The sequence below is a fragment of the Pseudoalteromonas sp. c7(2019) genome, from assembly GCF_011378625.1.
Taxonomy (GTDB): Bacteria; Pseudomonadota; Gammaproteobacteria; order Enterobacterales; family Alteromonadaceae; genus Pseudoalteromonas; species Pseudoalteromonas arctica.
On sequence record NZ_WTKS01000008.1, the window covers coordinates 206,181 to 232,901 of the forward strand.

22 protein-coding genes and 1 pseudogene are annotated in these 26,721 nt (G+C 38.9%); 11 read left to right on the plus strand and 12 right to left on the minus strand.

Going from position 1 to position 26,721, the window contains the following annotated elements:
- Positions 1-14 precede the first annotated feature (14 nt).
- From GQR38_RS11155 to galU, 7 genes and pseudogenes are all read left to right on the plus strand, one after another.
- Positions 15-563, plus strand: a complete 549-nt coding sequence (locus GQR38_RS11155) for a sugar transferase (protein ID WP_165721176.1) — start codon at positions 15-17, stop codon at positions 561-563.
- A gap of 103 nt (positions 564-666) precedes the next feature.
- Positions 667-2,622, plus strand: a complete 1,956-nt coding sequence (locus tag GQR38_RS11160) for a nucleoside-diphosphate sugar epimerase/dehydratase (protein WP_165721175.1) — start codon at positions 667-669, stop codon at positions 2,620-2,622.
- 288 nt (positions 2,623-2,910) lie between these two features.
- Complete coding sequence (locus GQR38_RS11165) at positions 2,911-4,077, plus strand: nucleotide sugar dehydrogenase (protein WP_165721174.1); 1,167 nt, start codon at positions 2,911-2,913, stop codon at positions 4,075-4,077.
- An 85-nt stretch (positions 4,078-4,162) separates the two neighbouring features.
- Positions 4,163-4,351 carry a four helix bundle protein gene (locus tag GQR38_RS20705; RefSeq protein WP_310735804.1) on the plus strand — a complete coding sequence of 63 codons (189 nt, stop codon included), beginning with the start codon at positions 4,163-4,165 and terminating at the stop codon, positions 4,349-4,351.
- Positions 4,352-4,442: 91 nt separating this feature from the next.
- Positions 4,443-4,583, plus strand: a pseudogene (locus tag GQR38_RS20670) (four helix bundle protein); the annotation flags it as partial.
- A gap of 574 nt (positions 4,584-5,157) precedes the next feature.
- Positions 5,158-6,162, plus strand: coding sequence for an NAD-dependent epimerase (locus GQR38_RS11175; RefSeq protein WP_165721173.1), 1,005 nt, complete (start codon positions 5,158-5,160; stop codon positions 6,160-6,162).
- Positions 6,163-6,360: 198 nt separating this feature from the next.
- Complete coding sequence (galU, locus tag GQR38_RS11180) at positions 6,361-7,251, plus strand: UTP--glucose-1-phosphate uridylyltransferase GalU (RefSeq protein WP_165721172.1); 891 nt, start codon at positions 6,361-6,363, stop codon at positions 7,249-7,251.
- Between the two features lie 607 nt (positions 7,252-7,858).
- Here galU and GQR38_RS11185 read toward each other — a convergent pair.
- The 9 genes from GQR38_RS11185 to lptD form a co-directional block, all read right to left on the minus strand.
- Positions 7,859-9,301, minus strand: coding sequence for a capsule assembly Wzi family protein (locus GQR38_RS11185; protein WP_165721171.1), 1,443 nt, complete (start codon positions 9,299-9,301; stop codon positions 7,859-7,861).
- Between the two features lie 562 nt (positions 9,302-9,863).
- A complete protein-coding gene (locus GQR38_RS11190; RefSeq protein ID WP_165721170.1) occupies positions 9,864-10,316 on the minus strand; it encodes a transposase in 453 nt (150 codons plus the stop codon).
- Positions 10,317-10,926: 610 nt separating this feature from the next.
- Positions 10,927-12,942, minus strand: a complete 2,016-nt coding sequence (locus tag GQR38_RS11195; RefSeq protein ID WP_165721169.1) for a methyl-accepting chemotaxis protein — start codon at positions 12,940-12,942, stop codon at positions 10,927-10,929.
- A 136-nt stretch (positions 12,943-13,078) separates the two neighbouring features.
- Positions 13,079-13,897, minus strand: coding sequence for a symmetrical bis(5'-nucleosyl)-tetraphosphatase (locus GQR38_RS11200; protein WP_165721168.1), 819 nt, complete (start codon positions 13,895-13,897; stop codon positions 13,079-13,081).
- An 8-nt stretch (positions 13,898-13,905) separates the two neighbouring features.
- Positions 13,906-14,295 (minus strand): Co2+/Mg2+ efflux protein ApaG, encoded by a 390-nt coding sequence (apaG, locus tag GQR38_RS11205; protein ID WP_007585091.1) that lies wholly within the window; start codon positions 14,293-14,295, stop codon positions 13,906-13,908.
- Positions 14,279-15,085, minus strand: coding sequence for a 16S rRNA (adenine(1518)-N(6)/adenine(1519)-N(6))-dimethyltransferase RsmA (rsmA, locus tag GQR38_RS11210; protein ID WP_007585090.1), 807 nt, complete (start codon positions 15,083-15,085; stop codon positions 14,279-14,281). The genes apaG and rsmA overlap by 17 nt, the downstream gene beginning before the upstream one ends.
- The gene (gene pdxA / locus GQR38_RS11215) at positions 15,082-16,074 is read right to left on the minus strand and encodes a 4-hydroxythreonine-4-phosphate dehydrogenase PdxA (RefSeq protein WP_165721167.1); all 993 of its coding nucleotides are present in this window, start codon (positions 16,072-16,074) and stop codon (positions 15,082-15,084) included. The genes rsmA and pdxA overlap by 4 nt, the downstream gene beginning before the upstream one ends.
- Positions 16,075-16,076: 2 nt before the next feature.
- Positions 16,077-17,372, minus strand: coding sequence for a peptidylprolyl isomerase SurA (gene surA / locus GQR38_RS11220; RefSeq protein ID WP_007585086.1), 1,296 nt, complete (start codon positions 17,370-17,372; stop codon positions 16,077-16,079).
- A gap of 336 nt (positions 17,373-17,708) precedes the next feature.
- Positions 17,709-19,961, minus strand: a complete 2,253-nt coding sequence (gene lptD, locus GQR38_RS11225) for an LPS assembly protein LptD (protein WP_024589798.1) — start codon at positions 19,959-19,961, stop codon at positions 17,709-17,711.
- A 111-nt stretch (positions 19,962-20,072) separates the two neighbouring features.
- On the opposite strand from lptD, the gene GQR38_RS11230 reads away from it, so the two are divergent.
- Genes GQR38_RS11230 through djlA form a run of 3 tightly spaced genes read left to right on the plus strand, consistent with a single transcriptional unit; the run spans position 20,073 to position 22,625 of the window.
- Complete coding sequence (locus tag GQR38_RS11230) at positions 20,073-21,074, plus strand: phosphotransferase (protein WP_165721166.1); 1,002 nt, start codon at positions 20,073-20,075, stop codon at positions 21,072-21,074.
- Positions 21,071-21,742: an N-acetylmuramate alpha-1-phosphate uridylyltransferase MurU gene (gene murU / locus GQR38_RS11235; RefSeq protein ID WP_165721165.1), complete on the plus strand. Its 672-nt coding sequence runs from the start codon at positions 21,071-21,073 to the stop codon at positions 21,740-21,742. Before GQR38_RS11230 ends, murU begins: the two co-directional genes overlap by 4 nt.
- A 16-nt stretch (positions 21,743-21,758) precedes the next feature.
- The gene (djlA, locus tag GQR38_RS11240; protein WP_007585079.1) at positions 21,759-22,625 is read left to right on the plus strand and encodes a co-chaperone DjlA; all 867 of its coding nucleotides are present in this window, start codon (positions 21,759-21,761) and stop codon (positions 22,623-22,625) included.
- Here the strand turns inward: djlA and GQR38_RS11245 are convergent.
- The 3 genes from GQR38_RS11245 to rsuA form a co-directional block, all read right to left on the minus strand.
- Positions 22,608-23,558 carry a DUF3530 family protein gene (locus GQR38_RS11245; protein ID WP_165721164.1) on the minus strand — a complete coding sequence of 317 codons (951 nt, stop codon included), beginning with the start codon at positions 23,556-23,558 and terminating at the stop codon, positions 22,608-22,610. The genes djlA and GQR38_RS11245 overlap by 18 nt on opposite strands.
- A 92-nt stretch (positions 23,559-23,650) precedes the next feature.
- Positions 23,651-24,304: a bifunctional tRNA pseudouridine(32) synthase/23S rRNA pseudouridine(746) synthase RluA gene (gene rluA / locus GQR38_RS11250; RefSeq protein WP_024589793.1), complete on the minus strand. Its 654-nt coding sequence runs from the start codon at positions 24,302-24,304 to the stop codon at positions 23,651-23,653.
- 386 nt (positions 24,305-24,690) lie between these two features.
- Positions 24,691-25,389 carry a 16S rRNA pseudouridine(516) synthase RsuA gene (rsuA, locus tag GQR38_RS11255; protein ID WP_165721163.1) on the minus strand — a complete coding sequence of 233 codons (699 nt, stop codon included), beginning with the start codon at positions 25,387-25,389 and terminating at the stop codon, positions 24,691-24,693.
- A gap of 59 nt (positions 25,390-25,448) precedes the next feature.
- Between rsuA and zapE the strand changes: the two genes are divergently transcribed.
- A complete protein-coding gene (gene zapE, locus GQR38_RS11260) occupies positions 25,449-26,558 on the plus strand; it encodes a cell division protein ZapE (protein WP_165721162.1) in 1,110 nt (369 codons plus the stop codon).
- Positions 26,559-26,721: the final 163 nt, after the last annotated feature.

Genomic DNA, 26,721 nt, shown 5'->3' on the forward strand with positions numbered 1-26,721 from the left:
TAATGGATTTATAAATGATACGTTTACTCGACTTTTTGTTTTCACTTTTTGGTTTGCTTTTTGCTTCACCATTTTTAGTGATTTTATATATTATTGGTTTGTTTGACACTGGTTCACCTATATTTACGCAAGAGCGCGTTGGCCGCAATAAAAAACCATTTACGCTTGTTAAGTTTAGAACTATGGCGGTTGATACAGCTTCAGTTGCAAGCCACTTAGCTTCTACTGCATCAATAACGCCTTTTGGTAGTTTTTTGCGAAAAACAAAGTTAGATGAGCTTCCACAACTTTGGAATGTGCTAAAAGGTGAAATGAGCTTGGTTGGACCTCGTCCGGGTTTATTTAATCAAGAAGAGTTAACCCAAGCACGCGACGCTAATAATATATTTGATGTACGCCCAGGTGTTACAGGCTTGGCACAGGTAAACGAAATAGACATGTCAACTCCAGAGTTGCTAGCTAAAACAGACAAAGAAATGATTGATACACTCACAATTGGTAACTATTTTAAATATATACTCATGACAGTTAGTGGTAGTGGTAGTGGTGATAGGGTTCAGTAACTATGTTTTAGTTACTAATATTAAATATATCTTTAAAACACCAACCTAGTAATTTCTATTTTATACACCTAGAACGTTACCTTGATAATCAAAGGAACTTGCAGTGGAAAGTTTTATACGTACTATTTTAAATGCATCTCGTGCAAAAAAACGCCTAATCACATTATGTATTGACTCGTTATTTATAATGCTGGCATTTTGGTTAGCATTAATAGTGAGGCTTGATAGCCTAGAGCCGTTAAAGCAATTGGATAACTGGCTTTTGTTGGCATTACTAACGCCTGTAAGTTTATATACGTTTGTAAGTTTAGGGCTATACCGAGCTGTACTCCGGTATATGAACTCGCAAGCTATATGGGCTATAGTACTTGGTACTGTTATAACAACTGTGATTTTAGTGTTACTTGCCTTTTTTATAGGTATTGATATACCTCGCACAATGCCTTTTATATTTGCGTGGTTATGTTTGTTAACTGTGGGCGGTGCACGTGTATTGGTGCGCGCAATTATCGGTAAAATGACCACGAGTAAAAAAGAGTCTGTTATTATTTATGGTGCAGGTTCAGCTGGGCGACAACTAGCCACAGCTTTAAGTGCTGGGCCAGAATATTTTGTTAGGGCATTTATTGATGACGATGTAACTAAACATGGCTCAATCATTCAAGGTATACCTGTCGTATGTTTTAAAGATATTTATGAACTAATAAATAAACGTAAAGTGAGTAAAGTTTTATTAGCCTTACCTAGTGAAACTCGCGCACGCCGTAAAGAAATACTCGCTCAATTAGAGCCGCTCACCATTAAAGTGCTTTCTATCCCTGGTATGGCTGATGTTGTTGAAGGTAAAGCTAAGCTTGCTGAAATAACAGAAGTGGGCGTTGAAGATTTATTAGGCAGAGACCCCGTAGCCCCTAGAAAGGATTTGATGACTGCTAACATTGCTAATAAAGTGGTTATGGTAACAGGGGCTGGCGGCTCTATTGGCTCAGAGCTTTGCAGACAAATAGTTAAACAAAAACCAACAAAACTAGTTTTATTTGAGCTTAGTGAATTTGGCTTATATTCAATAGAAAAGGAGCTTAGTGAGTACATTACTAATAATAACCTTAACATTGAATTGGTGCCTATAATGGGGTCAGTGCAGCGCATTAACCGCATTGAAACAGTAATGAAAACCTTTGGTGTGCAAACCGTTTATCATGCTGCTGCCTACAAACATGTGCCTTTAGTTGAACATAACGTTGTTGAAGGTGTACGTAATAATGTGTTTGGTACTTATTACTGTGCTAAAGCCGCAGTTAATGCAGGCGTTGAAAATTTTGTGCTTATATCTACCGACAAAGCAGTGCGACCTACTAATGTAATGGGCGCCACTAAGCGTATGGCCGAGTTAGTATTACAGGGCTTAGCGCAAGAGCAAGGTGTTAAACATAAAACACGTTTTTGTATGGTACGCTTTGGTAATGTATTGGGATCGAGTGGCTCTGTTGTGCCGCTATTTCGCAGACAAATAAAAGAGGGCGGTCCAATAACGCTCACTCATCCTGATATAACACGTTTTTTTATGACAATTCCAGAAGCTGCTCAGCTAGTAATACAAGCTGGCGCTATGGGTAAAGGCGGCGATGTGTTTGTGCTTGATATGGGCGACCCTGTTAAAATTAAAGATCTTGCTACAAAAATGGTTCGACTTTCTGGTTTTGAAGTTAAAAGCGAAACTAATCCACATGGTGACATTGAAATAAAGTGCACTGGCTTGCGCCCTGGTGAAAAGCTTTACGAAGAACTATTAATTGGTGATAACGTAGGTGAAACAACACACGAACGCATAATGACAGCCAGTGAAGTTATGCTGCCTTTAGCTGAACTTAATGTTTTTATAGAGGCTTTAGATATTGCGTGTCATAACTTTGATCACGAATCAATACGTCAATTGTTACTAGATGCACCAACAGGCTTTAACCCAACTGATGGTATATGTGATTTAGTTTGGAATGCTAAGGCTAAAAAGTTAGACGCAGATGTCGCAAAAGATAATATAGTTAACATAAACAGTTAATAATATAAACTGTACAAGTGCGAAGTATGTAGCCTCTAAAGTGTACGTATATTGTCGGTGAGGTTTTATACCTAGCTTTTTATAAAGTTAAATTGCATGAGCGCGCAGTAAATCTGAGGCTATCGATTGGTGTATATTTAAATATTTTTATCTCTTTCTTATTTTTCAAAAAAATATTTAGTAATATCATTCGATATTATATTTTAGCTAAAGCCTTTTAGCTAGAGCCTAATTTATAACTCTGATAGAATTATTTTATTACTTATTAACTAATCTTAAAGGATTAATATGAAAATTGCCGTAGTAGGTACAGGCTATGTAGGCCTTTCTAATGCTATGTTGCTAGCACAACACAATGAAGTGGTTGCATTAGATATAGACGAACAAAAAATAGCACTTTTAAATGATAAAAAATCACCAATAGTTGATACCGAAATTAGTGAGTTTTTAACACGTAGTGACTTAAATTTTACAGCAACTACCGACAAAGTAGCAGCCTATAAAAATGCAGACTTTGTAATTATTGCTACACCAACCGATTACGATGTTGAAAACAATTACTTTAATACAAACTCTGTAGAGGCTGTAATTAAAGATGCTATAGCACATAACCCAAATGCAGTTATGGTTATTAAATCGACTATACCTGTTGGCTTTACGCAAGGGATAAAAGAAAAACTCGGCATTAATAACTTAATATTTTCGCCAGAATTTTTACGTGAAGGTAAAGCACTACACGATAACCTATACCCATCACGTATTGTAGTAGGTGAGCAAAGTGAACGAGCAAGTGTGTTTGCCAACTTACTTAAGCAAGGCGCTATAAAAGAAGATATTGAAGTACTTTTTACTGACTCAACTGAAGCCGAAGCTATTAAGTTGTTCTCGAATACTTACTTAGCAATGCGTGTCGCTTATTTTAATGAGCTTGATAGCTACGCTGAAGCTCATGGCTTAAACTCTAAACAAATTATACAGGGTGTTAGCTTAGACCCTCGCATAGGTAGCCATTACAACAATCCATCGTTTGGTTACGGTGGTTACTGCTTACCAAAAGATACAAAGCAGCTACGTGCAAACTATGCAAATGTACCAAACAACATTATTGGTGCAATTGTTGATGCTAATACAACACGTAAAGATTTTATCGCCGACTCAATAATTAAGCGTAGCCCTAAAGTGGTTGGTGTGTATCGTTTAGTAATGAAAACTGGGTCTGATAACTTTAGAGCCTCTGCCATCCAAGGCATTATGAAGCGCATTAAAGCGAAAGGTATTGAGGTAGTAGTTTACGAACCAGTACTTGAAGAAAATGAGTTTTATCATTCACGTGTAATTAAAGACTTAAACGAGTTTAAGCAAATATCTGACGTTGTTGTGTCTAACCGTATGGTTGAAGAGCTTAGCGATATTGCTGACAAAGTTTATACTCGCGACTTGTTTGGTAGCGATTAATAAACAAAGGCTAAAGATTAAAGATTAAAGATTAAAGACTAAGTTATAAGTTAAAAACTTAAGCAGATTTATATTAGGGGGCGTTGTGCAGTTTGAGAACTTAAATGTATGGCAACGCTCTGCCGATTTAGCTTGTGAAGTTTTTATTTATTTTAAGGCAAGTAAGCAATTTGGTTTAAAAGATCAAATTACACGCTCTGCATTATCAATTTCATCAAATATTGCTGACAAAATAGCAGGAGCAAATTTTGAACGCACTTGTGCGGCCTCGTAGAGGTGAGATGAAGGGATTCATCGAATAACGTTATGAGAGAAAGACAGCTAAAGATTACTGCCGTCTTCTCTCTTACTCTAAAGGTAGTTGTGGTGAGCTTCGCTCACAAATATATATTGCCTTAAAAATTGGAGAGGTTGATACAAAAACAGCAGAAATCTGGATAGAAGAGTCTAGGCAGTTATCAAAAATGATATCTGCCTTAATGAAAACTATTGAAACTTGGGATTAGGCTTTTAGTCTTCAACTTTCAACTTTCAACTTTCAACTTTCAACTTTCAACTTTCAACTTTCAACTTTCAACTTTCAACTTTCAACTTTCAACTTTCAACTTTCAACTTTCAACTTTCAACTTTCAACTTTCAACTTTCAACTTTCAACTTTCAACTTTCAACTTTCAACTTTCAACTTTCAACTTTCAACTTTCAACTTTCAACTTTCAACTTTCAACTTTCAACTTTCAACTTTCAACTTTCAACTTTCAACTTTCAACTTTCAACTTTCAACTTTCAACTTTCAACTTTCAACTTTCAACTTTCAACTTTCAACTTTCAACTTTCAACTTTCAACTTTCAACTTTCAACTTTCAACTTTCAACTTTCAACTTTCAACTTTCAACTTTCAACTTTCAACTTTCAACTTTCAACTTTCAACTTTCAACTTTCAACTTTCAACTTTCAACTTTCAACTTTCAACTTTCAACTTTCAACTTTCAACTTTCAACTTTCAACTTTCAACTTTCAACTTTCAACTTTCAACTTTCAACTTTTAACCTTCAACTTTATCAGCTTAAAGATTAGGAAATTATGAAATATTTAGTAACGGGTGCTGCTGGTTTTATTGGCGCGGCAACATGTCAAAAATTGTTAGCAGCTGGCCATGTAGTAGTCGGTATTGATAACCTTAATGACTATTACGACGTTAATTTAAAACTAGCTCGTTTAGCGCAGTTTGAAAACCATGAAGCGTTTACATTTATTAAGCTTGATATAAGTGAACGCCCTGCAATGAGCGAGCTATTTAAAGCACAGCAGTTTGATAAAGTAATACATTTGGCAGCGCAAGCCGGTGTTAGGTATTCAATAGAAAACCCTGATGCTTATGCCGATTCTAATTTAGTAGGGCATTTAAATGTGCTTGAAGGGTGTCGTAATAATAAAGTTAAGCACTTGGTTTATGCTTCATCTAGCTCTGTATATGGCTTAAACGAAAAAACCCCGTTTGAAACAACCGACAGTGTTGATCACCCCGTGTCGTTTTATGCTGCTACTAAAAAAGCGAATGAGCTAATGGCGCATAGCTATTCTCATTTATATAGCTTACCTACAACAGGCTTACGCTTTTTTACTGTATATGGCCCATGGGGTCGCCCAGATATGGCACCGTATATTTTTACTAAAAAAATACTTGCCGGCGACACTATTGATATAAACAACAATGGCGATATGTGGCGTGACTTTACTTACATAGATGACATAGTAGAAGGTGTTGTTCGTGCTGCCGATGTAATACCTGTTGCAAATCCAGATTGGAGAGTTGAAACTGGTTCGCCAGCTTCTAGCTCTGCGCCGTATGCGGTTTATAATATTGGCCACGGTAGCCCAATAAACCTAATGAAGTTTATTGAAGCCATTGAAGCTGAACTAGGTACTGAAGCTAAAAAGAACTTCCGTGAAATGCAAGCCGGCGATGTTTATAAAACTTATGCTGATACTACAGATTTATTTAATGCAACAGGCTATAAAGCGCAGGTTGGGGTTAAGCAAGGCGTTAGTGAGCTTATTAAGTGGTATAAAGACTTTTATAAATAAAAGTTACAATTAGTGAGTTATTTAAAAACACTGTTTTCTATTTGAGGCAGTGTTTTTTAATATGTTTAGATTGGTTAACCTAAACACACTAAACCATTGGTGAGCTAAATTTTACTGAAAGTTACTTTTTATTTACCATCCACCTATTTTTAACCTATTAACTTTAAAAATTATTAATTTACAAATAAAGGACTACCCATGAAAGCCGTTATTCCTGTTGCAGGCCTTGGTACTCGTATGTTGCCGATGACCAAAGCTATTCCTAAAGAAATGCTGCCAATTGTAGACAAGCCACTTATTCAATATATTGTTAGTGAATGTGTTGCTGCTGGTATTAAAGATATTGTTTTAGTAACGCATAGCTCTAAAAATGCAATTGAAAATCACTTTGATACAAGCTACGAGCTAGAAGCCACACTTGAAAAAAGAGTAAAACGTGCGCTGCTTGATGAAGTCCGATCAATTTGCCCGCCAGATGTAACCGTTATGAGTGTACGCCAAGGTGAAGCTAAAGGTTTGGGTCATGCAATTTTATGCGCCAAACCCATTGTAGGTAATAACGATTTTGTAGTGTTACTTCCAGATGTAATACTTGATGCATATACAGCTGATCAAAAAACTGAAAACTTAGCTGCGATGATTAAGCGTTTTAATGAAACACAAGCAAGCCAGATTATGCTTGAGCCTGTAGCGCAGGAAGATGTAAGTAAATACGGTATTGCCGATATTAATGGTGTGCAGCTTGCCCCAGGTATGAGCGCAGCAATTAAAACAATGGTTGAAAAGCCTGCTACCGATTTAGCTCCTTCAAACCTTGCGGTTGTTGGTCGTTATGTACTTAGTAAAAATATTTGGCCATTACTTGCTAAAACGCCTGTAGGCGCTGGTGACGAAATTCAATTAACCGATGCTATTGATGCGTTAATGACACAAGAAACGGTTGAGGCTTTTCATATGAGTGGTGCTTCGCACGATTGTGGCGATAAGTTAGGTTATTTAAAAGCAATTGTTGAATACTCAATGCGCGATGAAAAGCTAGGTAAAGATTTTACTCAGTATATAAATACCTTTGTTAATGGTAAAAATTAATAACATAGTTAATTAATATCCCCTAGGTGAGGTTTTATACGTCGCTTTTGGTAAAGTTAAGTTAGATAAGCGCGAAGTGAGTTCGCACCTACAGGGTGGCATATATTGTAGGTGAGGTTTTACACCGCGCTTTTGGTAAAGCTAGGCTAGTATAAACACGAAATAAATTCTCACCTACAGGGTGTGTGTATTGTAGGTGAGGTTTTATACCTCGCTTTGGTAAAGTTAAGTTAGATGAGCGCGAAGTAAATTCGCATCGATAGGGTGTGTGTATTGTAGGTGAGGTTTTATACCTCGCTTTTTGTGAAGTTAAGTTAGGTGAGCGCGAAATAAATTCGCATCGATAGGGTGTGTGTATGTTGTAGGTGAGGTTTTACACCTCGCTTTTGGTGAAGTTAAGTTAGATAAGCGCGAAATAAATTCGCACCTACAGGGTACGTATGTTGTAGGTGAGGTTTTATACTTCGCTTTTGGTAACGTTAAGTTAGATGAGCGCGAAATAAATTCGCACCTACAGGGGGTGTGTATGTTGTAGGTGAGGTTTTATACCTCGCTTTTGGTAAAGTGAAATTAGATAAGCGCGAAGTGAATTCGCACCTACAGGGTGTTAGAATTTTGCAAATACACCTAACCTGGCAAATGTTTCCCCGTATACATCCTTTCCTTGGTATAGCTCAGCTCCCCAACTTTCAGCGCCCATTATTGGTTTACTCAACTTGCGTGTGTACGTTGTTTGCAGTTCATAACTTGTTTTATAGCCACTGCGTTTATTTTCAAGTGTGCGAATTGTCGTATTTAAACTTTCTATTTTACTTAATTGCCAATGCCAGTTTATGCTCATCGATTTAGCAGGAGTATAATCGGTGTAGTCGTGTTCATCACCTAGCCAATGGCCAATTACATTGCCTGAGTTGCGGTTACCATCTAGGTAAATTCGGTTGGCGTACCAACTTTTTTGTAAGTTATTATGCTCAAAACGTAAGCTGTGGTCATTAGCAATAAAAGGTAAGTAAAGGCCAAAGCTATATGCATTGTTGCGAGAGCCACCTAGCGTGTCTTCAAGTGCTACTTCACCGTATAACTTATAAGGCAGTGCGTAAATACTATTGTTGTATGCGAATGTTATAGAGCCTAGCTGATCCCCTAGCTCGTAGTTACCACCTATTTCGTTGGCATCTTTGCCACCTACATTATCTTTTTCTCCCGGTGTAAAAAAACCTTCAGCAAAATCTTTTAACGTTACGCTTCGCGGGCCTCCGCCAAATTGCATTAAGCGGCTTAAACCTATTGTTAAGTTATCGGTTGCAGCAAAGCTGACATGCAAACCGTATAGGTAAGGTTTACCTTTTCCATACGTACGTTTGGCAGCGTTTTGCTCTTCTTCATTCAAAATTCCGCTTTGCTCTGTCATTTTACTAATAAACATATCGTAACGAATATTAAAGCTGGTTATTGGCTCTACATTACTAAGCGTTATAGAAGGCGTTGTTTTAGCTTGTGTGCTTAATAGCATGGCGCTGTCGTTAAAGGGTGAGTACCAATGCTCTCGGTAACCTACATCTAGCTGCGCGTATTTATTACCAAGGTAAAAAAAGCTTTGTGTAGGTAATATTTCGTCTTCGTTGGCTATGCCTGCAACACTTACACCAAAGTAACGCCCAAAGTTAGCGTAAGCACCACCTTCAACAATTAAGTTGGTTTTAGTAGTTTGGCCGCGTTGGTTAGGCAGTGTTTTATCTTTTGTGCCAGCAGCAAGTGTTACTTTGGCAAATGTGCCTGCATCGCTTTGAATATAAGGGCTAAGTTGGTACGAAAGTGTTTGATATAGTTCTGGGTAAGTATGCCTTACTGTTTGCAGCACTCTATAAATATCGTGCGCTTTATAAGGCTTGCTCATAATATGTGTGTTTTTACTTACGGCTAAAAGTCGTTGTACTTGGTGCTCAAGTTCAGGGGCTTGATTTAAAGGTAAATAAGGTGATACGCCACCTTTAGCAACAGCATTTGCACTGATTGCCATCCCGATAAACAGTGATATTTTTTTGAGCATAATTATTCCGTTAGCAAAAATTTGTTTAAGTAAAAACGTTAACGCGAGGTTAGCAATAAACGCCTAAGTAAGGAAGAAAAAAGCGATATATTAGTGGTTAGTAATTGGTGTGTGTAAGTTGTAGGGAGTTTTTATATCTGACTTTGGTAAAGTTAAATTACATAAGCGCGAAGTAAATTCGCACCTACAGGGTACATATATCGTAGGTGAGGTTTTATACCTCGCTTTTGATAAAGTTAAGTTAGATGAGCGCGAAGTAAATTCGCACCTACAGGAAGCATATGTTGTAGGTGAGGTTTTATACCTCGCTTTTGGTAAAGTTAAGTTAGATGAGCGCGAAGTAAATTCGCACCTACAGGAAGCATATATTATAGGTGAGGTTTTATACCTCGCTTTGGTAAAGTTAAGTTAGATGAGCGCGAAGTAAATTCGCACCTACAGGGTACATATATCGTAGGTGAGGTTTTATACCTCGCTTTGGTAAAGTTAAGTTAGATGAGCGCGAAGTAAATTCGCACCTACATGGTGTGTATATTGTAGGTGAGGTTTTATACCTCGCTTTTTATTTTATATAAATACAATCCCAGTAAGGGTATGAAGCAATTTTATCGACAATTTTAGCCCGCAAAGGATTAGCAATAATATATCTAGCATTGTTCAGTAAATCGTTTTCATTTTTAATCATGTGATCATAGTAGTTACGTTGCCATAATTTATACATACCTAAATCGTCACGGGTTACTTTAGAACAACGGCCTTTAAATAACTTAATTACATCGGACAGCGTTTTTTTATTTCCTAATTGAATTAGCCAATGTATATGATTTGACATAATTACAAATGCTATTGTTTTAGCTGCTTCTTGCGTTTCTATCTTTTTCATTTCTGTGATTATCAAACGATTAATATCCATAGAAATAAATATGTTTTCTCTTTTGTGCGCCACTAGTGTGATTGAGTAAAATCGATTTGTTAATGATACTCTGCCTTTTCGCAATAAATCTGAACGATACATTTTTCAGGCCTTCAGTACTTTTGTTTAAAGGTAGCAGAGGTTTTTAAAATAAGAGAGCGCGAAGTAAATTCGCACCTACAGGGTGCATATATTGTAGGTGAGGTTTTACACCTCGCTTTTTATAAAGTTAAGTTAGATGAGCGCGAAGTAAATTCGCACCTACAGGGTGCATATATTGTAGGTGAGGTTTTATTACCTCGCTTTGGTAACGTTAGGTTAGATGAGCGCGAAGTAAATTCGCACCTACAGGGTGCATATATTGTAGGTGAGGTTTTATACCTCGCTTTTGGTAAAGTTAAATCACATGAGCGCGAAGTAAATTCGCACCTACAGGGTGTGTGTATGTTGTAGGTGAGGTTTTACACCTCGCTTTGGTAAAGTTAAGTTAGATGAGCGCGAAGTAAATTCGCATCGATAGGGTGTGTGTATTGTAGGTGAGGTTTTATACCTCGCTTTTGGTAAAGTTAAGTTAGATGAGCGCGAAGTAAATTCGCATCGATAGGTTGGTATATGCTGTAGGTAAAGTTTTACATCTCATTTTTAAAGTCCTGATAAATAAAAACCCCGATGGTACATAGTATCATCGGGGTTTTTAATCGTTTTAGTAAACCTAAACTTTAAATTCGTCTACCGATAAGCGAAGCTCTTCGGCTAGTTTTGCTACTTCTGAACTTGAGATATTAGTTTGGTTTGCGCCTTCGGCTGTTTGCTCTGCTATGGCTACAATCGACTCAAGACGTTCGCTAATTTCTTGTGCTACTTGTTGTTGCTCAAGTGCGGCAGTCGAAATTTCTTCACTTACATCGTGAGCTTGCGATACAGCGAATGTAATTGAATCAAGTGCGCTACTTGCTAGGTCGGTTTGCTCAACACACGATACCGCACGTTGCTTACCTTTGCTCATTGCTGTTACTGCAGCTTCAGCGCCTGTTTGAAGAGACTCAATCATTGATTGTATTTCTTGGGTCGACTCTTGAGTTTTACTCGCCAGAGAGCGAACTTCGTCTGCTACAACGGCAAAGCCTCGGCCATATTCACCAGCACGTGCAGCTTCAATTGCGGCATTTAGTGCAAGTAGGTTGGTTTGGTCCGCTATGCCGCGTATTACATCTAAAATGCTGCCAATTGATGCGCTATCTTGATGTAGTTTATTAATTACTTGTGAGGCGTCGTCTACTTCACGTGCTAATTGCTCAATCGTGGCTTTATTGTTATTCGAAATACCTTTAACGCGCTCAGCTTCTTTGTCAGCATTTTTAATTTCGCTAAGTGCTTGTTGAGCGCTGTTGCTAACCGTTTGCGATGTACTGCTCATTTCGGTTGTTGCAGTTGCGGCTTGTTCAACTTGTGCTTGTTGATTACGAATTGCTTGGCTTGATTCGGCTGTAATTGCAGATGTTTGTTCTGATGCTGCAGCTAGCTGAGTAGAGCGCGAAATAATGCCTTTAATTAGGCTGCGTAAGTTATCAATTAGGGTGTTACAACTTTTAGATAGTTCGCCAAATTCGTCTTTAGCGCTGTCGTCTAAGCGTTGTGTCATGTCGCCACTGGCAACAATATCTAAAATTCGGTTAACTTCAGCAAGTGGTTTAGTAATGCGGCTAACAGTAATAATAGCAATCGCTACAGCTAAAAGGGTGGCTATAATCATACCAACCCACGTCCATAAGTTTGCTGAGTCTACGTCGCTGCGTACGCCTTGCTGTAATTTAAAGGCAACGTCACTTGCTTGATTAACTAACTCATCAATTTGGTTAAGTGCCATTTTGGTGGCTTGCTCTGACTGTGCAAGCTCTGACTCTGTTAGCGTAATAGAGTCAATTAATCGTTTTTTGTTTGCAGCTAAACCACTACTACCTTTTATATTGTTTTCTAAAGTATCAACATTTTCTTTTAAGCTTGAGTATAAATCGCTGTGAGTTTGCTCAATAGCCGGTTTAATTAAGGCAATGGTACGCGTTACTTCTTCTAGGTAATAGGTTTGCTCGTTTTTAACAATATCGAGTGTATTAAGCGTTTTAACAGTTAGCATATCAGTGCTGTTACTTACCACTGACATAAAGTTATTTTCTAAATTGTTTGCAGCTTGATAAGCACGAGGGTGGTTTTGCTCAAACCCATCAATGTCAATAATATCGAGTACAACAGAATTGGCATCTTCTGCACTTAGCTCTATATTTTCTAATTGTGCTTTTAATGTTTTGTTTAATGCTAGCTGTTTGCTTTTATCTTCTAACAAGCTTTCAACTGTGCTTAAAAAGCTTAAGTAGGTTTTTTCTACATTTTGGCTACTTTGATTAAGCGTTGCATCATTTTTAACTACGTCTTGAAGTTCGCGATGAAGGGTATTGAATAACTGCTTTTGCTCAAAAACTTGCTTTTTAATGGGGGCTAGTTCATTTGCAGAAGTAGTGTAAAAGCTCGCTTGAGCGGCTTTACTCATTAAAATAAATTCGGCTTGTAGTTCTGAGCTTTTATTTAGTGCCGGAAGTGATAGTTGGTTCACTTTTTGAGTAGAACGGTCAATATTTGCAATTTTTATTAAGGAGTTACCACCAATTATTAATAATAATAGTGTGATAAATATAAAACCACCCCAAATACGTTGGCTTACTGTCAGGTTCATAAGATTTCCACTCAAAAGTACTTCAATTAAGACTTATCGGCGTTTGTACCAATAAGTTAAGTAATTAAAATCAATTACTTTAACTAATTTTAACTATTAATTGATAAATCTAACAGATGTACTGTTTTTTTTCAGTTTATTTAGACGAAAGGTGGGATTTTTCGATAATTACTTTTTTAGTACTTAGCTCCATTAGGGTCATGGTGTTACCCCATACACAGCCTGTATCTAAGGCGTGAACCCGTGGATTATCTGTTTTACCTTCAAGCGCCGCCCAGTGGCCAAAAATAATATCGTGTTTAGTTTTAGTAATATTAGGATGGTTAAACCAGGGTGTTAATGTTTGGCTATCGGTTATTGCACCCTTTGCATTAAGCTCGAGTTTGTTATCACTTGTTAAAAAGCGCATGCGGGTAAAATAGTTAACTATGTATCTAAATTTTGCAAAGTCTTCAAGATTGCTTGACCACTGCTCCGGGTGAGACTGATACATGTGTTCAAAAAATGCTTTGGCATTGTTTGATTGATAACAGCTTTGTGCAAATTGCGCTTGTTTTAGCGCGTCTTCAATAGACCAATCTGGGTTTAATCCTGCGTGAGATATAAAGCAGTTATGTTTTATAAGCTCTAAGGCCAATGGTTGGGTTTGTAAAAAGGCGATGTAACGCGCTAATTTTGGGCTTTCAAATATTGGGTTTAGTTTATCTTTTGGATTGGTAGGTTTGTTAAGAAAGTAGCAGGCAACCATGTGAAGGTCGTGATTGCCTAAAGTGATGGTCATGCTATTTTGATTTTGGTAAATATAGTCTAAGCAGGCTAGGGAGTCTGGCCCGCGGGCAACTATGTCGCCAACTAAATAAAGGTGATCTTTGCTTGGGTTAAAATCAACTCGTTGCAAAAGGGTGTTAAATTCACTAAAACACCCTTGTAAATCACCTATCGCATAATCTGCCATCTAAGTGCTTAATGCAAAATGTTAGGACAAGCCAAACGAAACACATTAATAGGCGCCTGAAACTCAGAGCCAAATTCGTTGCGTAACGTGTAATGGCCTTGCATAGTGCCTACAGGTGTATCTAAAATTGCACCGCTGGTGTATTTATAGCTTTCGCCTGGGCCAATGTCTGGCATTTCGCCAACAACGCCTTCACCTTCTACTACTACTTCTTTGCCATTTGCATCGGTAATTAACCAATAGCGGCTCAGTAATTTTGCACTACATAAACTATGGTTTTTAATCGTTACTGAGTAAGCAAATACGTATTTTTCAAGCTCAGGTTGAGATTGACCTTCTACGTAAAATGTTTCTACAGACACCTTTACAGGCGATCCAATATTACTGCTTGTTGTCATAAATCCAGTTAGCTATATCAATAAATTGTTGTAAAGATAAGCGCTCAGCACGCAGCGTTATATCAATGCCAATGCTAGTAAGCTCTTCTGCAGTTAGTAAATTACCTAAACTGTTACGCAGTGTTTTACGGCGTTGATTAAAGGCTTCTAAACACACTGTGTTTAATATTTTAACGCTTTTTGCTGTACGTTGCTCTGGCTTTTTAGGTATTAAACGAATAACCGCAGAGTCAACTTTTGGCGCTGGTTTAAAGCACTCAGGTGGTACTTCAACAACCGGCATTGCATTACAGTAGTATTGAGTCATTACGCTTAAACGGCCAAATGTTTTACTACCTGGGCCTGCTACCATGCGTTTTACTACTTCTTTTTGAAGCATAAAGTGCATGTGCTCAATATGATCTGAAAATTCAAAAAGATGAAACAATAACGGTGTCGAAATATTGTAAGGTAGATTACCAAACACTTTTAATTTTTTGTCATCGCGAACCAAGCTTGCAAAGTCAAACGTCATTGCATCGCCTTGGTTAACGGTTAATTTAGGACCCAAAAATGGGTGTTCAATTAATCGCTGCGCTAAATCTTTATCTAATTCAACAACCGTTAAATGGCCGCTTAATTCGGCTACTGGCTCAGTGATTGCGCCAAGGCCGGGGCCAATTTCTACTAGGTTGTCTTCTGGTTTAGGATCGATCGCAGAGACTATTTTGTCGATGATAGATTCATCAAATAAAAAGTTTTGCCCAAAACGCTTACGAGCGCGGTGTCCTAAATGTACTTTATCGGTCATTGATTTTGTGCTTTTTCTTGGGCGAGCTTAATTGCTTCGCGGATCGCTAATTCAAAACTGCCAACGTCAGCTGTACCAGTCCCTGCTAAATCGAGTGCAGTACCGTGGTCAACTGATGTGCGGATAAATGGTAAGCCAAGGGTAATATTTACCGATTTACCAAATCCCTTGTATTTTAGCACAGGTAATCCCTGATCGTGATACATAGCAAGCACTGCATCTGCTTCAGATAGGTATTTATCTTGAAATAAGGTATCGGCCGGTAGTGGGCCAATTAAATTCATACCTTCGCTTCTAAGTATCTCAAGCGTTGGCGTGATTGTTTCTATTTCTTCACGACCTAAATGACCATCTTCACCGGCATGCGGATTTAAGCCACACACTAAAATACGTGGTTTTTCTATACCAAACTTAGTTTGTAAGTCGTGATTTAAAATACCCGCTACTTTAGTTAAACGCTCAGGTGTAATTGCACGCGATACATACGCTAGTGGAATATGCGTGGTTACAAGTGCAACGCGTAAGCCCTCTGTTGCAAGCATCATAACTACATCAGCAGTATTTGATTGCTGCGCAAAGTACTCAGTGTGCCCACTAAACGAAATACCTGCTTTGTTAATTATGCCTTTGTGAACCGGGCCTGTAACAACTGCATCGAAGGTGCCATCCATGTTTTTTTCGCTTGCTATACGCAAGGTATCTAACACGTATTGTCCGTTACCGTCGTTTAGTACGCCAAGTTCTACATCAACCCCTAAATCAACCTGATGAATATACAAGCTGCCAGCAGGTGCTGCGATGGCTGGGGCATTATCATCAAATTCAATTAAGTTTATTGTTAAGCCTAAATGTTTTGCGCGCTCTTTTAATAGTTTGCCATCGGCAATCGCTATAAGTTGAGCGTCCCACGCTTGCTGAGCAAGCGTGAGTAGCAAATCTGGGCCAATACCGGCTGGTTCACCCGGTGTAATAGCAATTCTTAGAGTCATATTTATTGGTCTGCTGTGAAAATTTCAACGTGAGCTTGCTCGCGCATTTCTTGCTGCCAGTTAAAACTTTCTTCCTTAAATTTACGGTTAAACAACATACCGTGAGCACGGTTACGTTTAGCTAGCTCAGTTTTATCAGCTACACGTTTACCAAGTAACTGCACAATATGCCAACCAAACTGTGTTCTAAACGGTTCGCTTATTTCGTCTTGCTTAAGAGAAAGCAGAGTATCTTTAAACGCAGGTACGTAAGTTGTTGGATCAGTCCAATCGTATTCGCCACCTTTAAGTGCAGAGCCTGGATCTTCTGAGTATTCTTTAGCTAACTTGCCAAAGTCGGCAGTTCCTGCGCGTAAATCTTTTGCAAAGCCAGCAAGCATAGAGCGTGCTTTTTCTTCACTTAAAATAATCGAAGGTTTAATTAGTATATGGCGTGAACGCACTTCAGTTGTTTCTACAACTTGTAGGCCACGAACATCTTGTACTTTAATGATATGAAAACCGGCACCAGAGCGAAGAGGGCCAACAATAGCGCCTTTCTTTTGGCCTTTTACTGCTTCAGCAAAAAGCGATGGCATTTCGTTAATGCCCATGTAACCAAGCTGTCCACCTTCAAGTGCTTTAGAGCCGCTTGATGATGAAATAGCAATACGCTTAAATTCTTGGCCATCGTTTAATAGCTCAATAACTTTATCTGCGCGTGTTTTTGCGCCAGCAATTTCGTCAGCGTTCGCATCGTTAGGGATATCTATTAAAATATGACCTATGTCGTACTCTTCAGCACTTTGACCTTGGGTTTCCATAATTTTTAAAAGGTTATCAACTTCTTGCTCGCTAATATAAATACGGCGATCGACACTTGCACGTGTTACTTGCTGCGTTGTTATTTCTTTACGAATTTCTTCACGGTAAGCTTGAAAGCTTTCACCCGAACCTTCAATAGTACGGCGTAAATCGGCAATTGTTCCGCCTTGCTCTTGTGCCATGCTTGCAAGAGTTTGATCGAGTTGGCTGTCTGAGATTTGTAATCCCATACGTTCAGCCATTTGTATCATAAGGGCTTGATTAACTAAACGCTCAACAGCTTGTACACGAAGAGTTTCATCTTTTGGTAATTGCTGGTTTTGTTCTTCGGCTTGCTTTTTAACACGATTAATAATGGTGTCTACTTCGCTTTTTAAAATTACGCCTTGGTTTACAACGCCAATAACTTTATCTATTTCTACTGGTGCGGCCATTGCACTTTGACAAAGGCTGGCACTTAAAACTGCTGATGTTAATAATTTTTTTAAATTCATATTCTTTTTACTACTCTTGCTGATAGTACTGTTGTGATACCAGGGTCTGTTGACCTCTCAGGATTAAAATTTGTTCAACCTAGAGGCGATTTAATCGCGGCACGAGGTTTGTAACCCAGTGGAATAAGTAAAACCGAGCAAAGCTTCTGCGTCCTGCTCACGCCTCTTACCTACACCTAAAGAGTTAATCCCCAGGACGAACCCTAGGGCAGCGCATGTTTGGCATTTATGCTGCGTTATCGCCTATTTATGTGGAACAACCACACAACATAGGCTCTGCCTTGCCTAAAAACCAAACATACGGCTGCAAATTCAACCTCGAAAGATAAACAGGCCCTAGTTACTAAGAAAATACGGTCTACGATAGCCAAAAATACCTTGTTGTAATAATTTTTGTGCATCATAACGGCTTTTACTGCCAAGTCCTTTTAATACAAAATTCAAACTAATACCTGAATCAAAAGTTGCTTGTTCTTGGCCTATTGATTGATTTAAATCTGTTTCAATTTGGCGGTGCCCAGTAATTTGGATAGCCCAACAGCATGATTCATACTGTAATCCGCTCAATACTTCGATACTTCTGTTGTTTTCAAGATCTCGATGATAGCTTGCAATAAATTGCCATTCGTCGCTAATAGGAATACTTGTAAATACACCTGCTTGCTCAATTGTATTTCCTGAGACATCATTTGCATAGCGATGGTTCAATTGTACTAGCTGATTATTATCACCTTTATAATCAAGTGTTACATTTGACTGTACCATTTGCTTGCCATCTGTATCGTATTGAATACCTCCAGCGAGGTACCAACGGCGGTGCCAATGTAACATGGTTTGAGCTGCAAATAGTGCATTATAATTAGTGTCTGAGTTCAAGCCTTGCTCTGTTGGCTTGGCATCGTCACTTAAATAAAATATTTGGCCGGCACTAAAATTAAATACTTCTTCTTGTTTTTTATCAAATAGGCGCGTTGTAGCACCTAAAGTAAACTGATTCGCTGCTGCTATGCGGTCAACACCTGAAAAGCGCACGTCTCTAAATAAACCATAATAATCGTCTTGTAGCTTGGTTGTATCAAACAAGCCAATGTCTGACTGGTCTTTATTAGGTGTATATAAATATTGAATTTGCGGCTCTAGCGTTTGTATAGCATCTTCAAAAAAGTAAGATGCGTCACGCTCAAAATTAAGCTGAGAATACAAACGTACTTTAGGAATAGTACGCGATACGGTATCGCTGTATTGCGTGCCTGTTAAGTTTCCGCTTTGCTTATAATTAGTTTGCAATAAGCTCACTTCAGATAAAAATGACCACGCATGCGTTGCGTAGTTGTAGCGGGCTTTTGGCTCTACGTGTACACGAGTTGCGCTGTCTATGGCCACTTCTGATGAATCATTAGTAAAATGGCTAATCTCCCCAGACACACTAAAGTCAAAATTATCAAAACGCCAAGGGGCAGTTTGCGTAAAATTAACTTGCGGTATTGCAGTGTATGACTCTAAGTGATCGCCCAGTACTTCAAAATTTTGTACTTTAATATCGGTGCGCCATGTATCACCCAAATGAGTAAGTGAGCCAGTACGATATAACTGAGTATCGGTTTTACTTGCGTAATTTGAGCTTAAATCGGTGATGTAGTTATCATCGCTTACATTGGTTACATCAACGTTTGCACGCCAGTTTTCACCTAGGTAGCTTTGCTGTTGCCAATGAAACATGTAGCGTTCATTCAAATCTGGCTCTGAATCATCACTATCTAAATATTCAATCCCTACTAAGCCTTCATGTTGCTCTGTTAGGTATCTAAATTCGGTTTGTAATTGCAGCCCTTTGTTAGACATATAACGAGGCGTAATAGTGGCATCAAAATTAGGTGCAATATTTAAATAGTACGGCGTAATTGTTTCAAGACCGTATTTATCAGAGCTTGAAATAGTCGGGGTAAGTAAACCCGATTTACGGCGCTCATCCAGCGGGAATGTAAAATAAGGTAGATATAAAACCGGTGTATCGAGAATGCGTAATACGGCGTTATATGTTTCGCCCCAGCCTTCTTCGCGTGAAAGGTTTATTTCGTCAGCTTCGATTTCCCATACTGGGGTGTCACTTGGGCAAGTAGTAAAGCTTGCATTCATGAGTAATAGGCCAGACTGATTAACAGTGAGCTTTTCAGCGCCGCCTTTACCTTGTTGTTCGGTTAGGCTGTAGTCGGCGCCTAACAAACTGACTTCTGAATTATTTAAATCGGCATTTAATCCGGTGCTGTTTACTTTACTTACGTAATCTTGATAAGTAATTGGCCCCGTTGCATTTAATAAACCACGCTGTTTGTCTATCAACGCAGTTTGTGCGGACAAACTCATCTTAAGGGTGTTAATATCAACATTGCCGGTAAATTCAGCGCTTTGAGTGCCAAGTAGCTCAACATCATCAGCTTGAATATCAACTTCACCAAGGTTAAGGCCTTCAAGTGGTTGCCAAGCTCTGGTTTGCATTGAAATGCCACAAAGGTTGTGTGCCAGTTCAGTTTCGGCAAGCGATGGTGCGCTAACTACGCTTAGCATCAATATGCCCCAGGTTTTGCTCATTTATCGACCTTAATACTGTGTGTTTAATATAATATACACATAATAAAGGAAAATAATGGCAATTACAGTAATTGACCTAATTAACTTAGTGAAAAATAGATATCTTATAAAATGACACGCTTTGAGAATTTACAACAATTTATAAACATACACCTTAATGCCAAGTCGCATACTTTAAACGCGATCACAGGTGATGCTAGCTTTCGCCGTTATTACCGTTTAAATCACGATAATGAGCATTTAATAGTGATGGACTCAGATCCAAAAAAAGTGAATAACGAACCTTACATTTCGCTAAATCAGGTGTTTGTTGAGCAAGGTTTTTTACTTCCTACTATTATTGCAAGTGATGAGAAACAGGGCTTTTTTATTCTTAGTGATTTAGGGAGTACGCACCTAGCCGATATGCTTGATGATGCAAATCGCACCGAGCACTATAAAGCATTAATAAGCTTAAGCGCCCAGTGGGCTAAAACGCCGGCAGCTTCTGCTATGCAAGCGTACAACGAAGATTTTATAACACTAGAGCTTGATATATTTAGCCAGTGGTTAGTGAGTGACTTTATTAATGAGCCACTAAGCGCAGAACAAAAAGTAATGTGGCAAACAAGTTCAGAGCTATTAATAAAGGCCATGCTTGAGCAACCCACTGTTACCGTTCATCGTGATTACCATAGCCGTAATATTATGAACAGTAACGGCCAGTGGGCAATTATAGATTATCAAGATGCGGTACGCGGGCCGCTTTGCTACGATTTAGTATCGCTACTACGCGATTGCTATTTTAAACTGCCTCAAAAAGAGTTAACAAGCTTGCTTGATTTTGCTTATCAAGAATTTACGGCTCAAAATTTACTGGCTAACACTTCATTTGATGAGTTTAAATATTGGTTTGATTTAACCGGATTACAGCGCCACTTAAAGGCTGCGGGTATATTTTGTCGATTATATTTGCGCGATGGTAAAACAGGTTATTTAGATAATATTTTACCGACGCTTGATTACATTATTGAAGTAGCGGCAAATTACCCAGAGCTTAAAGCATTGAGTGAGTGGACAAAAAATATCATAGTGCCAAAAGTGACTGAAAAGTTGGCAAAGGAGCGCTCATGAAAGCGATGATTTTAGCTGCAGGGCGCGGACAACGTATGATGCCGCTCACGCAAAATATGCCAAAGCCAATGTTAAAAGTGGCACAAAAACCACTTATTGAGCACCATATAAATAACCTTAAAGCTGCCGGCATTACCGATATTGTAATAAACCTTGCGTGGCAGGGTGATAAAATAAAAGACTACTTTAAAGATGGCAGTCAATTTGGCGTAAATATACTTTATAGCCAAGAAGTTGAAGGTGGCCTTGAAACGGCCGGCGGTATTATTGAAGCGTTACCGTTGTTGGGTGGCTCGTTCATTGTAGTAAATGGCGATGTATACACCGACTATGATGTAAGTTCGCTAAAGCAACTTCATTTACAACCCGGTGAGGCGCACATAGTGCTTATAGAAAACCCGCCACACAATCCAGATGGCGACTTTGCATTGAGCCATTTATCGGCCGAGAGTCAAAAATATACCTTTTCGGGGATTGGCCGGTATCAGGCTGATTTTTTTAAAGGATTAACGCAAGGTATTCGCCCTTTAGGGCCTATTTTACGTGAAAAGCTAAATGAACATTTAGTCTCTACTGAGCTCTATATAGGGCAGTGGGATGATATTGGTACACCAGAGCGTTTAAACCAATTAAACAAGCGCCTTGAGGCGCAACAACTCAATTTTTAAGAAGGCAGTATTATAGATGTGGGGAAAAATTCTCGGTTTTTGTTTTGGCTTTATGTTTGGCAAAATATTTGGTGCCATTTTAGGTTTATACCTAGGTCATTTATTTGATAAAAGCTTAAAAAATAACTTTGATAAAGCAGGCGGCTTTTCTAGCTTATTTAGTGGTGACGATGTTCACGAGCGCCAAGCTTTATTCTTTTCAAGCTGCTTTGCTGTCATGGGGCACATTGCAAAATCGAACGGTCGAGTCAGCGAAGTACATATAAAAGCGGCTAACTTGTTTATGGATGAAATGGGCTTAAAGGGCGAAGAACGCCGCGAAGCACAACATGCATTTCAGTCAGGTAAAGAGAGCGACTTTTCACTTAAAGAAACAGTACACGATTTTAAAGAACGCTTTGCTAAACGAAACGATCTAATACAGTTGTTTTTAGAAATACAAATTCAAATGGCGTTTTCTGACGGGGTATTAGCCGAACAAGAAAAGCAATTATTAGCAGAAGTAAGTAAACAGCTAGGCATTTCTAAAACACACTTTGCATTTGTATTAAAGCGCTACCAAGCAGAGTTTAACTTTAGAAAGCAACAACAGCGCTTTAATCAGCAGCAACAAAACCAAGGTCAAAGTAGTAGTTACCGTGAAGGTTCTGGCCACCATGTACCGCCAAATAATAATATGAACCGTGCGCAAGCATTGGCGTTATTAGGCTTAAGTAGCGATGCAACGCAGCGTGATATAAAAGTAGCGTACCGTAAACTTATGTCGCAACATCATCCAGATAAATTAGTATCGCAAGGTTTACCAAAGCACATGATGGAACTGGCTGTTAAAAAGAGCCAAGATATTCAAGCTGCTTATGAGTATTTAAAAAAGTCGGCGTAAAAAACCGTCTATTTCTTTTGTTAGGCGTGCGTGTTGATCGGGTTGATCGCGCAGGCCAAACAACTGGCGTTGGCGGTAATCAAATTTTGCATTTCGGTCAACCCAGCGCTGACGATTTTTAAGGCTCATTAAAATGTCTGTGCTGTCATTTGCATAGTAAATATCAAGTAAGGCGGGTGTAACAAGTGATGCTGTTTGGCTCAAGCTTTCGTTACGCTTGGTATTAGGTAAGTAACTACTTAAACTGATAAATGCCTCAACTCTCTCGTCCGGAAAATCTGCATAGTACTCCAACAACACACCCGCACTCGTGCCTTGTGCTATAACCACTATATTATTCGAATCTTCCATAGCGGTTTGATACAGCGCATTAAAGCGAGAAATGAGATTTATTTTATAGTTATCAAGTATGTCGTCGGTTACTTTTTCAATTGCATTAACGTAATGAGGTTCTCCTTTTACTTTTGCAGGCTGCGGTTGTGCGTTTGTTGCTGTGTCGGATGATGCAGGCTCCTCGGCGTTACTCGGCGCAGCTTCGGTTTCGCTGGGCGTTGTTTTTGCCATTTTACTAGTTTGCCAATCAATGTCGGGCACTGTCATTGCGTAGGTGCTGTAACCTAAATTATTAAGCTCTTTGCGCAAGTAGCTCATACCTGAATTATTGGTAGGTGAAGAGTGCCAATCGGGTATAAGTATTACGATACCTCTAAAATTACTACTCATATACTCGCTGTAAAGGCTTAAAAATTCTGTTTCACCCGCCAATATAGGCTTTATTTCATCGCTTGGAAGTAGTCGCTCAATGTCGCTATTTTCAATGCTTGATAGATTAGGTGGAGCAATATGTTCAGCCGCGCTGATGGGGTTAGCTAAAAGTAGGGCACAGCTGAGCTGTATATAAAAAGCCCCTTTTAAAAACCGTGTAAATAGCATAACGCACCTAACTAATGACAATTAGTTAGGTATCGGCAAGGTTATCTAAAAGTTTAATGTATAGAGCGAATTAGCTAGTAAATTTAAACCTGTTAAAACTCTAATTCGGCTTCAAAAGTAAGTACTTGCTCAGTTACAGGGTGCTTTAATTGCAGCATTTGTGCATGTAATTGTAAGCGAGGAGCGGCAGCAAGTGCCTCTTTGTGGGCGTAAAGTCTATCACCTAAAATAGGATGACCAAGGCTTAACATATGCACACGTAGTTGATGCGAGCGACCAGTGATGGGAGTTAGCTCTACACGGGTTGCATTTTCTTCACGCTCAAGTATTTTGAAATGCGTAAGCGAAGGTTTACCTCTGTCGTGATCAACCATTTGTTTTGGGCGATTAGGCCAATCACAAATAAGGGGTAAATCTACTGATCCTGTTTCAGCTTCAAGTTGTCCGTATACACGTGCTATGTAACGTTTAGCTGTTTCGCGCTCTTGAAACTGCATACTTAAATGTCTGTGTGCTGCTTTATTCATGGCAAGGCACAGTATGCCAGAAGTCGCCATATCTAAGCGGTGCACTATTCTTGCTGTTGGAAAAACACGATTAACACGATTAATTAAGCTGTCGGCATGTTTAGGATCTTTACCTGGGACAGTTAATAACTCACTTGGTTTATTAACTATCAGTAAGTCGTCATCCTGAAAAAGTATCGTTAAATACGGACTCATAGGGGGATTGTAATTAACTAACACGGCCGACCTTAGTAATTTTGAAGGGCGCTATTTTAGTAGAGCAAGCCAACAGGCTCAAGTAAAAGTTTGGCTATATTGTTTTAGTTAGGGCGTGTTGAACGTTGGTGGTTGAATTTGCAGTAGTATGTTTGGTTTTTAGGCAAGGCAGAGCCTATGTAGTGTGGTTATTCCCCATAATTAGGCGATAACGCAGCATAAATGCCAAACATGCTCTGCCCTTTGGGTTCTTTCTAGGGGCGATTAACTCTTTGTTGCTCGATTTTTACTTAGCCCACTAGGTTACAAACCTCGCGCCGCGATTAAATCGCCCCTAGATTGAACAAATTTCAATCCACAAAGTTCAACACGCCCTAGTATATCCAAACTTAGGCTCCTTTAAAGCGCTTTTATAGCTTAATTTCTTGCGCTGTTAATAATCGATATTCACCACTGGCCAAGTTTTCATCTAGGGTAATTTCCGCAATTTGCTCGCGATGCAGCTCAACTACTTTGTTATCTACCGCGTAAAGCATACGCTTAACTTGATGATACTTACCTTCACTTATTGATAAACGCAGGCCGTAATTAGCAAGTCTTTCTGCTATAGCTGGGCGGGTTAAATCTTTTTCGTTATGCAGCATGACGCCTGTACGTAATTGCTCAAGCGCTTCATCGGTAATCGGCTCTTGGGTTTCGACGAGGTAGGTTTTAAATTTATTGCTTTTAGGCGACGTAATTTTATGTGACCAATCGCCATCATTAGTAATAATAACTAACCCTGTGGTATCTATATCAAGGCGACCTGCTACGTGAAAGTCGCTCATATTTGGCTCATCAAGTAAGTCAAAAACAGTTTTATGTAGCTCGTCGCTGTTAGCACATACATAGCCAACAGGTTTGTTTAGCATGTAATAACGCTTACCTAAAAATACCAAAGGTGTACCTTGGTACAGTACTTCATCTTGCTGGGCTAGCTGAAAATTATGTGATGTGATTACTTCGCCATTAACGCTTACTTCTTTTCGCTTAATACTCGCGCGAGCTTGGGTACGCGGTATTTCAGCTAAGTGGCTAATAAATTTATCTAAGCGGCAAGGGAATTTCATTTTGGTTCACATTTTTAGTCGGCTACAATGGGCGCGATTATAGCCGATAGTGAAATACCATGACAGTGCACAGCACACAAATTTTAAGCCTTTACCAAGCAAAAATAGACACGGGTGAACTGTGTTTTGATGCAGCGCAGCAAAATGCAGTGGAAGCTTTAAATACGCTAAGCGAGCAACTTCAAGCTCACACATCATGGTGGCAAAAAGCGACTTTAATAAAAGGTGTTTATTTATACGGACCCGTAGGGCGTGGTAAATCCATGTTAATGGATTTATTTTATAAAAACCTACCAATTGAACAAAAGCAGCGGCTGCATTTTCATCATTTTATAGCACAAGTGCATGCCCAACTTTCGCAGCTACAAGGTCAAAAAAATCCACTCATTCTAATTGCAAAACAGTGGGCTAAAAGTATTCGTGTATTGTGTTTTGACGAGTTTTTTGTGAGCGACATTGGCGATGCTATGATTATGGCGAGATTGTTCAATGCGTTGTTTGAACAAGGTGTCGTGCTGGTGGCCACATCGAACGCAAAGCCAGAGCAGCTTTATTACAACGGCCTGCAACGTGCGCGATTTTTACCTACTATCGATTTAATTAATAGTTACTGCCATATCATTAACGTGGCGGGGGAGGACGATCACCGCTTTAGATATGGTAAAAACAGTCGTCACTATTTTATTAATTTATCAAATCACGATTTTGAAAATAAGTTTTTAGCTTCGTATCCGGCTGTAACATGCAGCAATACAGTTAGTGTGCATGGGCGCGATTTACCTTATTTATTAAGAGCCGATAACGCCTTGATGATTGATTTTATGGCGCTATGTTCAGGCCCACGTAGTGCTAACGACTATATGTTTTTAGCAACCAAATTTGATGTGTTATATGTATCGAACGTGTCGCAAATGGGTGTTAAAGCAACGGGTAAAGTTATAGTTCATGGTATAGAAGATAGCTACCAACGCGAAAAAAAAACACTTGATGAGCATACCTTTGACGACGAAGCACGGCGCTTTATTGCCTTAGTAGATGAGTTTTACGATTGCCATAAATTGCTGGTGATAAATGCGCAAACCGACATTGAACATTTATATAAAGGTAAAAAGTTGAGCTTTGAATATGCACGCACACAATCACGCATAGTCGAAATGCAAAATTGGTAACGCTTTAATATATATTGTAAACGAGCTTGCTCACGTGAGAAGCGTAGCTTCTTTTTAGCCTCTTTGTGAATAAATCACTTAAAAACTTATTGCACAAAGAGAAGTAAAATAGGAGTAAATGAGAAGACATAAAACAATAGTAATTATGTATTTTTACTTCTCT

Bases quoted from the DNA above. Each gene is read 5' to 3' on its own strand.
- GQR38_RS11155 (WP_165721176.1), top strand. From the start codon at position 15: ATGATACGTTTACTCGACTTTTTGTTTTCACTTTTTGGTTTGCTTTTT.
- GQR38_RS11165 (WP_165721174.1), top strand. From the start codon at position 2,911: ATGAAAATTGCCGTAGTAGGTACAGGCTATGTAGGCCTTTCTAATGCT.
- GQR38_RS11175 (WP_165721173.1), top strand. From the start codon at position 5,158: ATGAAATATTTAGTAACGGGTGCTGCTGGTTTTATTGGCGCGGCAACA.
- galU (WP_165721172.1), top strand. From the start codon at position 6,361: ATGAAAGCCGTTATTCCTGTTGCAGGCCTTGGTACTCGTATGTTGCCG.
- GQR38_RS11185 (WP_165721171.1), bottom strand. From the start codon at position 9,301: ATGCTCAAAAAAATATCACTGTTTATCGGGATGGCAATCAGTGCAAAT.
- GQR38_RS11190 (WP_165721170.1), bottom strand. From the start codon at position 10,316: ATGTATCGTTCAGATTTATTGCGAAAAGGCAGAGTATCATTAACAAAT.
- GQR38_RS11195 (WP_165721169.1), bottom strand. From the start codon at position 12,942: ATGAACCTGACAGTAAGCCAACGTATTTGGGGTGGTTTTATATTTATC.
- GQR38_RS11200 (WP_165721168.1), bottom strand. From the start codon at position 13,897: ATGGCAGATTATGCGATAGGTGATTTACAAGGGTGTTTTAGTGAATTT.
- apaG (WP_007585091.1), bottom strand. From the start codon at position 14,295: ATGACAACAAGCAGTAATATTGGATCGCCTGTAAAGGTGTCTGTAGAA.
- rsmA (WP_007585090.1), bottom strand. From the start codon at position 15,085: ATGACCGATAAAGTACATTTAGGACACCGCGCTCGTAAGCGTTTTGGG.
- pdxA (WP_165721167.1), bottom strand. From the start codon at position 16,074: ATGACTCTAAGAATTGCTATTACACCGGGTGAACCAGCCGGTATTGGC.
- surA (WP_007585086.1), bottom strand. From the start codon at position 17,372: ATGAATTTAAAAAAATTATTAACATCAGCAGTTTTAAGTGCCAGCCTT.
- lptD (WP_024589798.1), bottom strand. From the start codon at position 19,961: ATGAGCAAAACCTGGGGCATATTGATGCTAAGCGTAGTTAGCGCACCA.
- GQR38_RS11230 (WP_165721166.1), top strand. From the start codon at position 20,073: ATGACACGCTTTGAGAATTTACAACAATTTATAAACATACACCTTAAT.
- murU (WP_165721165.1), top strand. From the start codon at position 21,071: ATGAAAGCGATGATTTTAGCTGCAGGGCGCGGACAACGTATGATGCCG.
- djlA (WP_007585079.1), top strand. From the start codon at position 21,759: ATGTGGGGAAAAATTCTCGGTTTTTGTTTTGGCTTTATGTTTGGCAAA.
- GQR38_RS11245 (WP_165721164.1), bottom strand. From the start codon at position 23,558: ATGCTATTTACACGGTTTTTAAAAGGGGCTTTTTATATACAGCTCAGC.
- rsuA (WP_165721163.1), bottom strand. From the start codon at position 25,389: ATGAAATTCCCTTGCCGCTTAGATAAATTTATTAGCCACTTAGCTGAA.
- zapE (WP_165721162.1), top strand. From the start codon at position 25,449: ATGACAGTGCACAGCACACAAATTTTAAGCCTTTACCAAGCAAAAATA.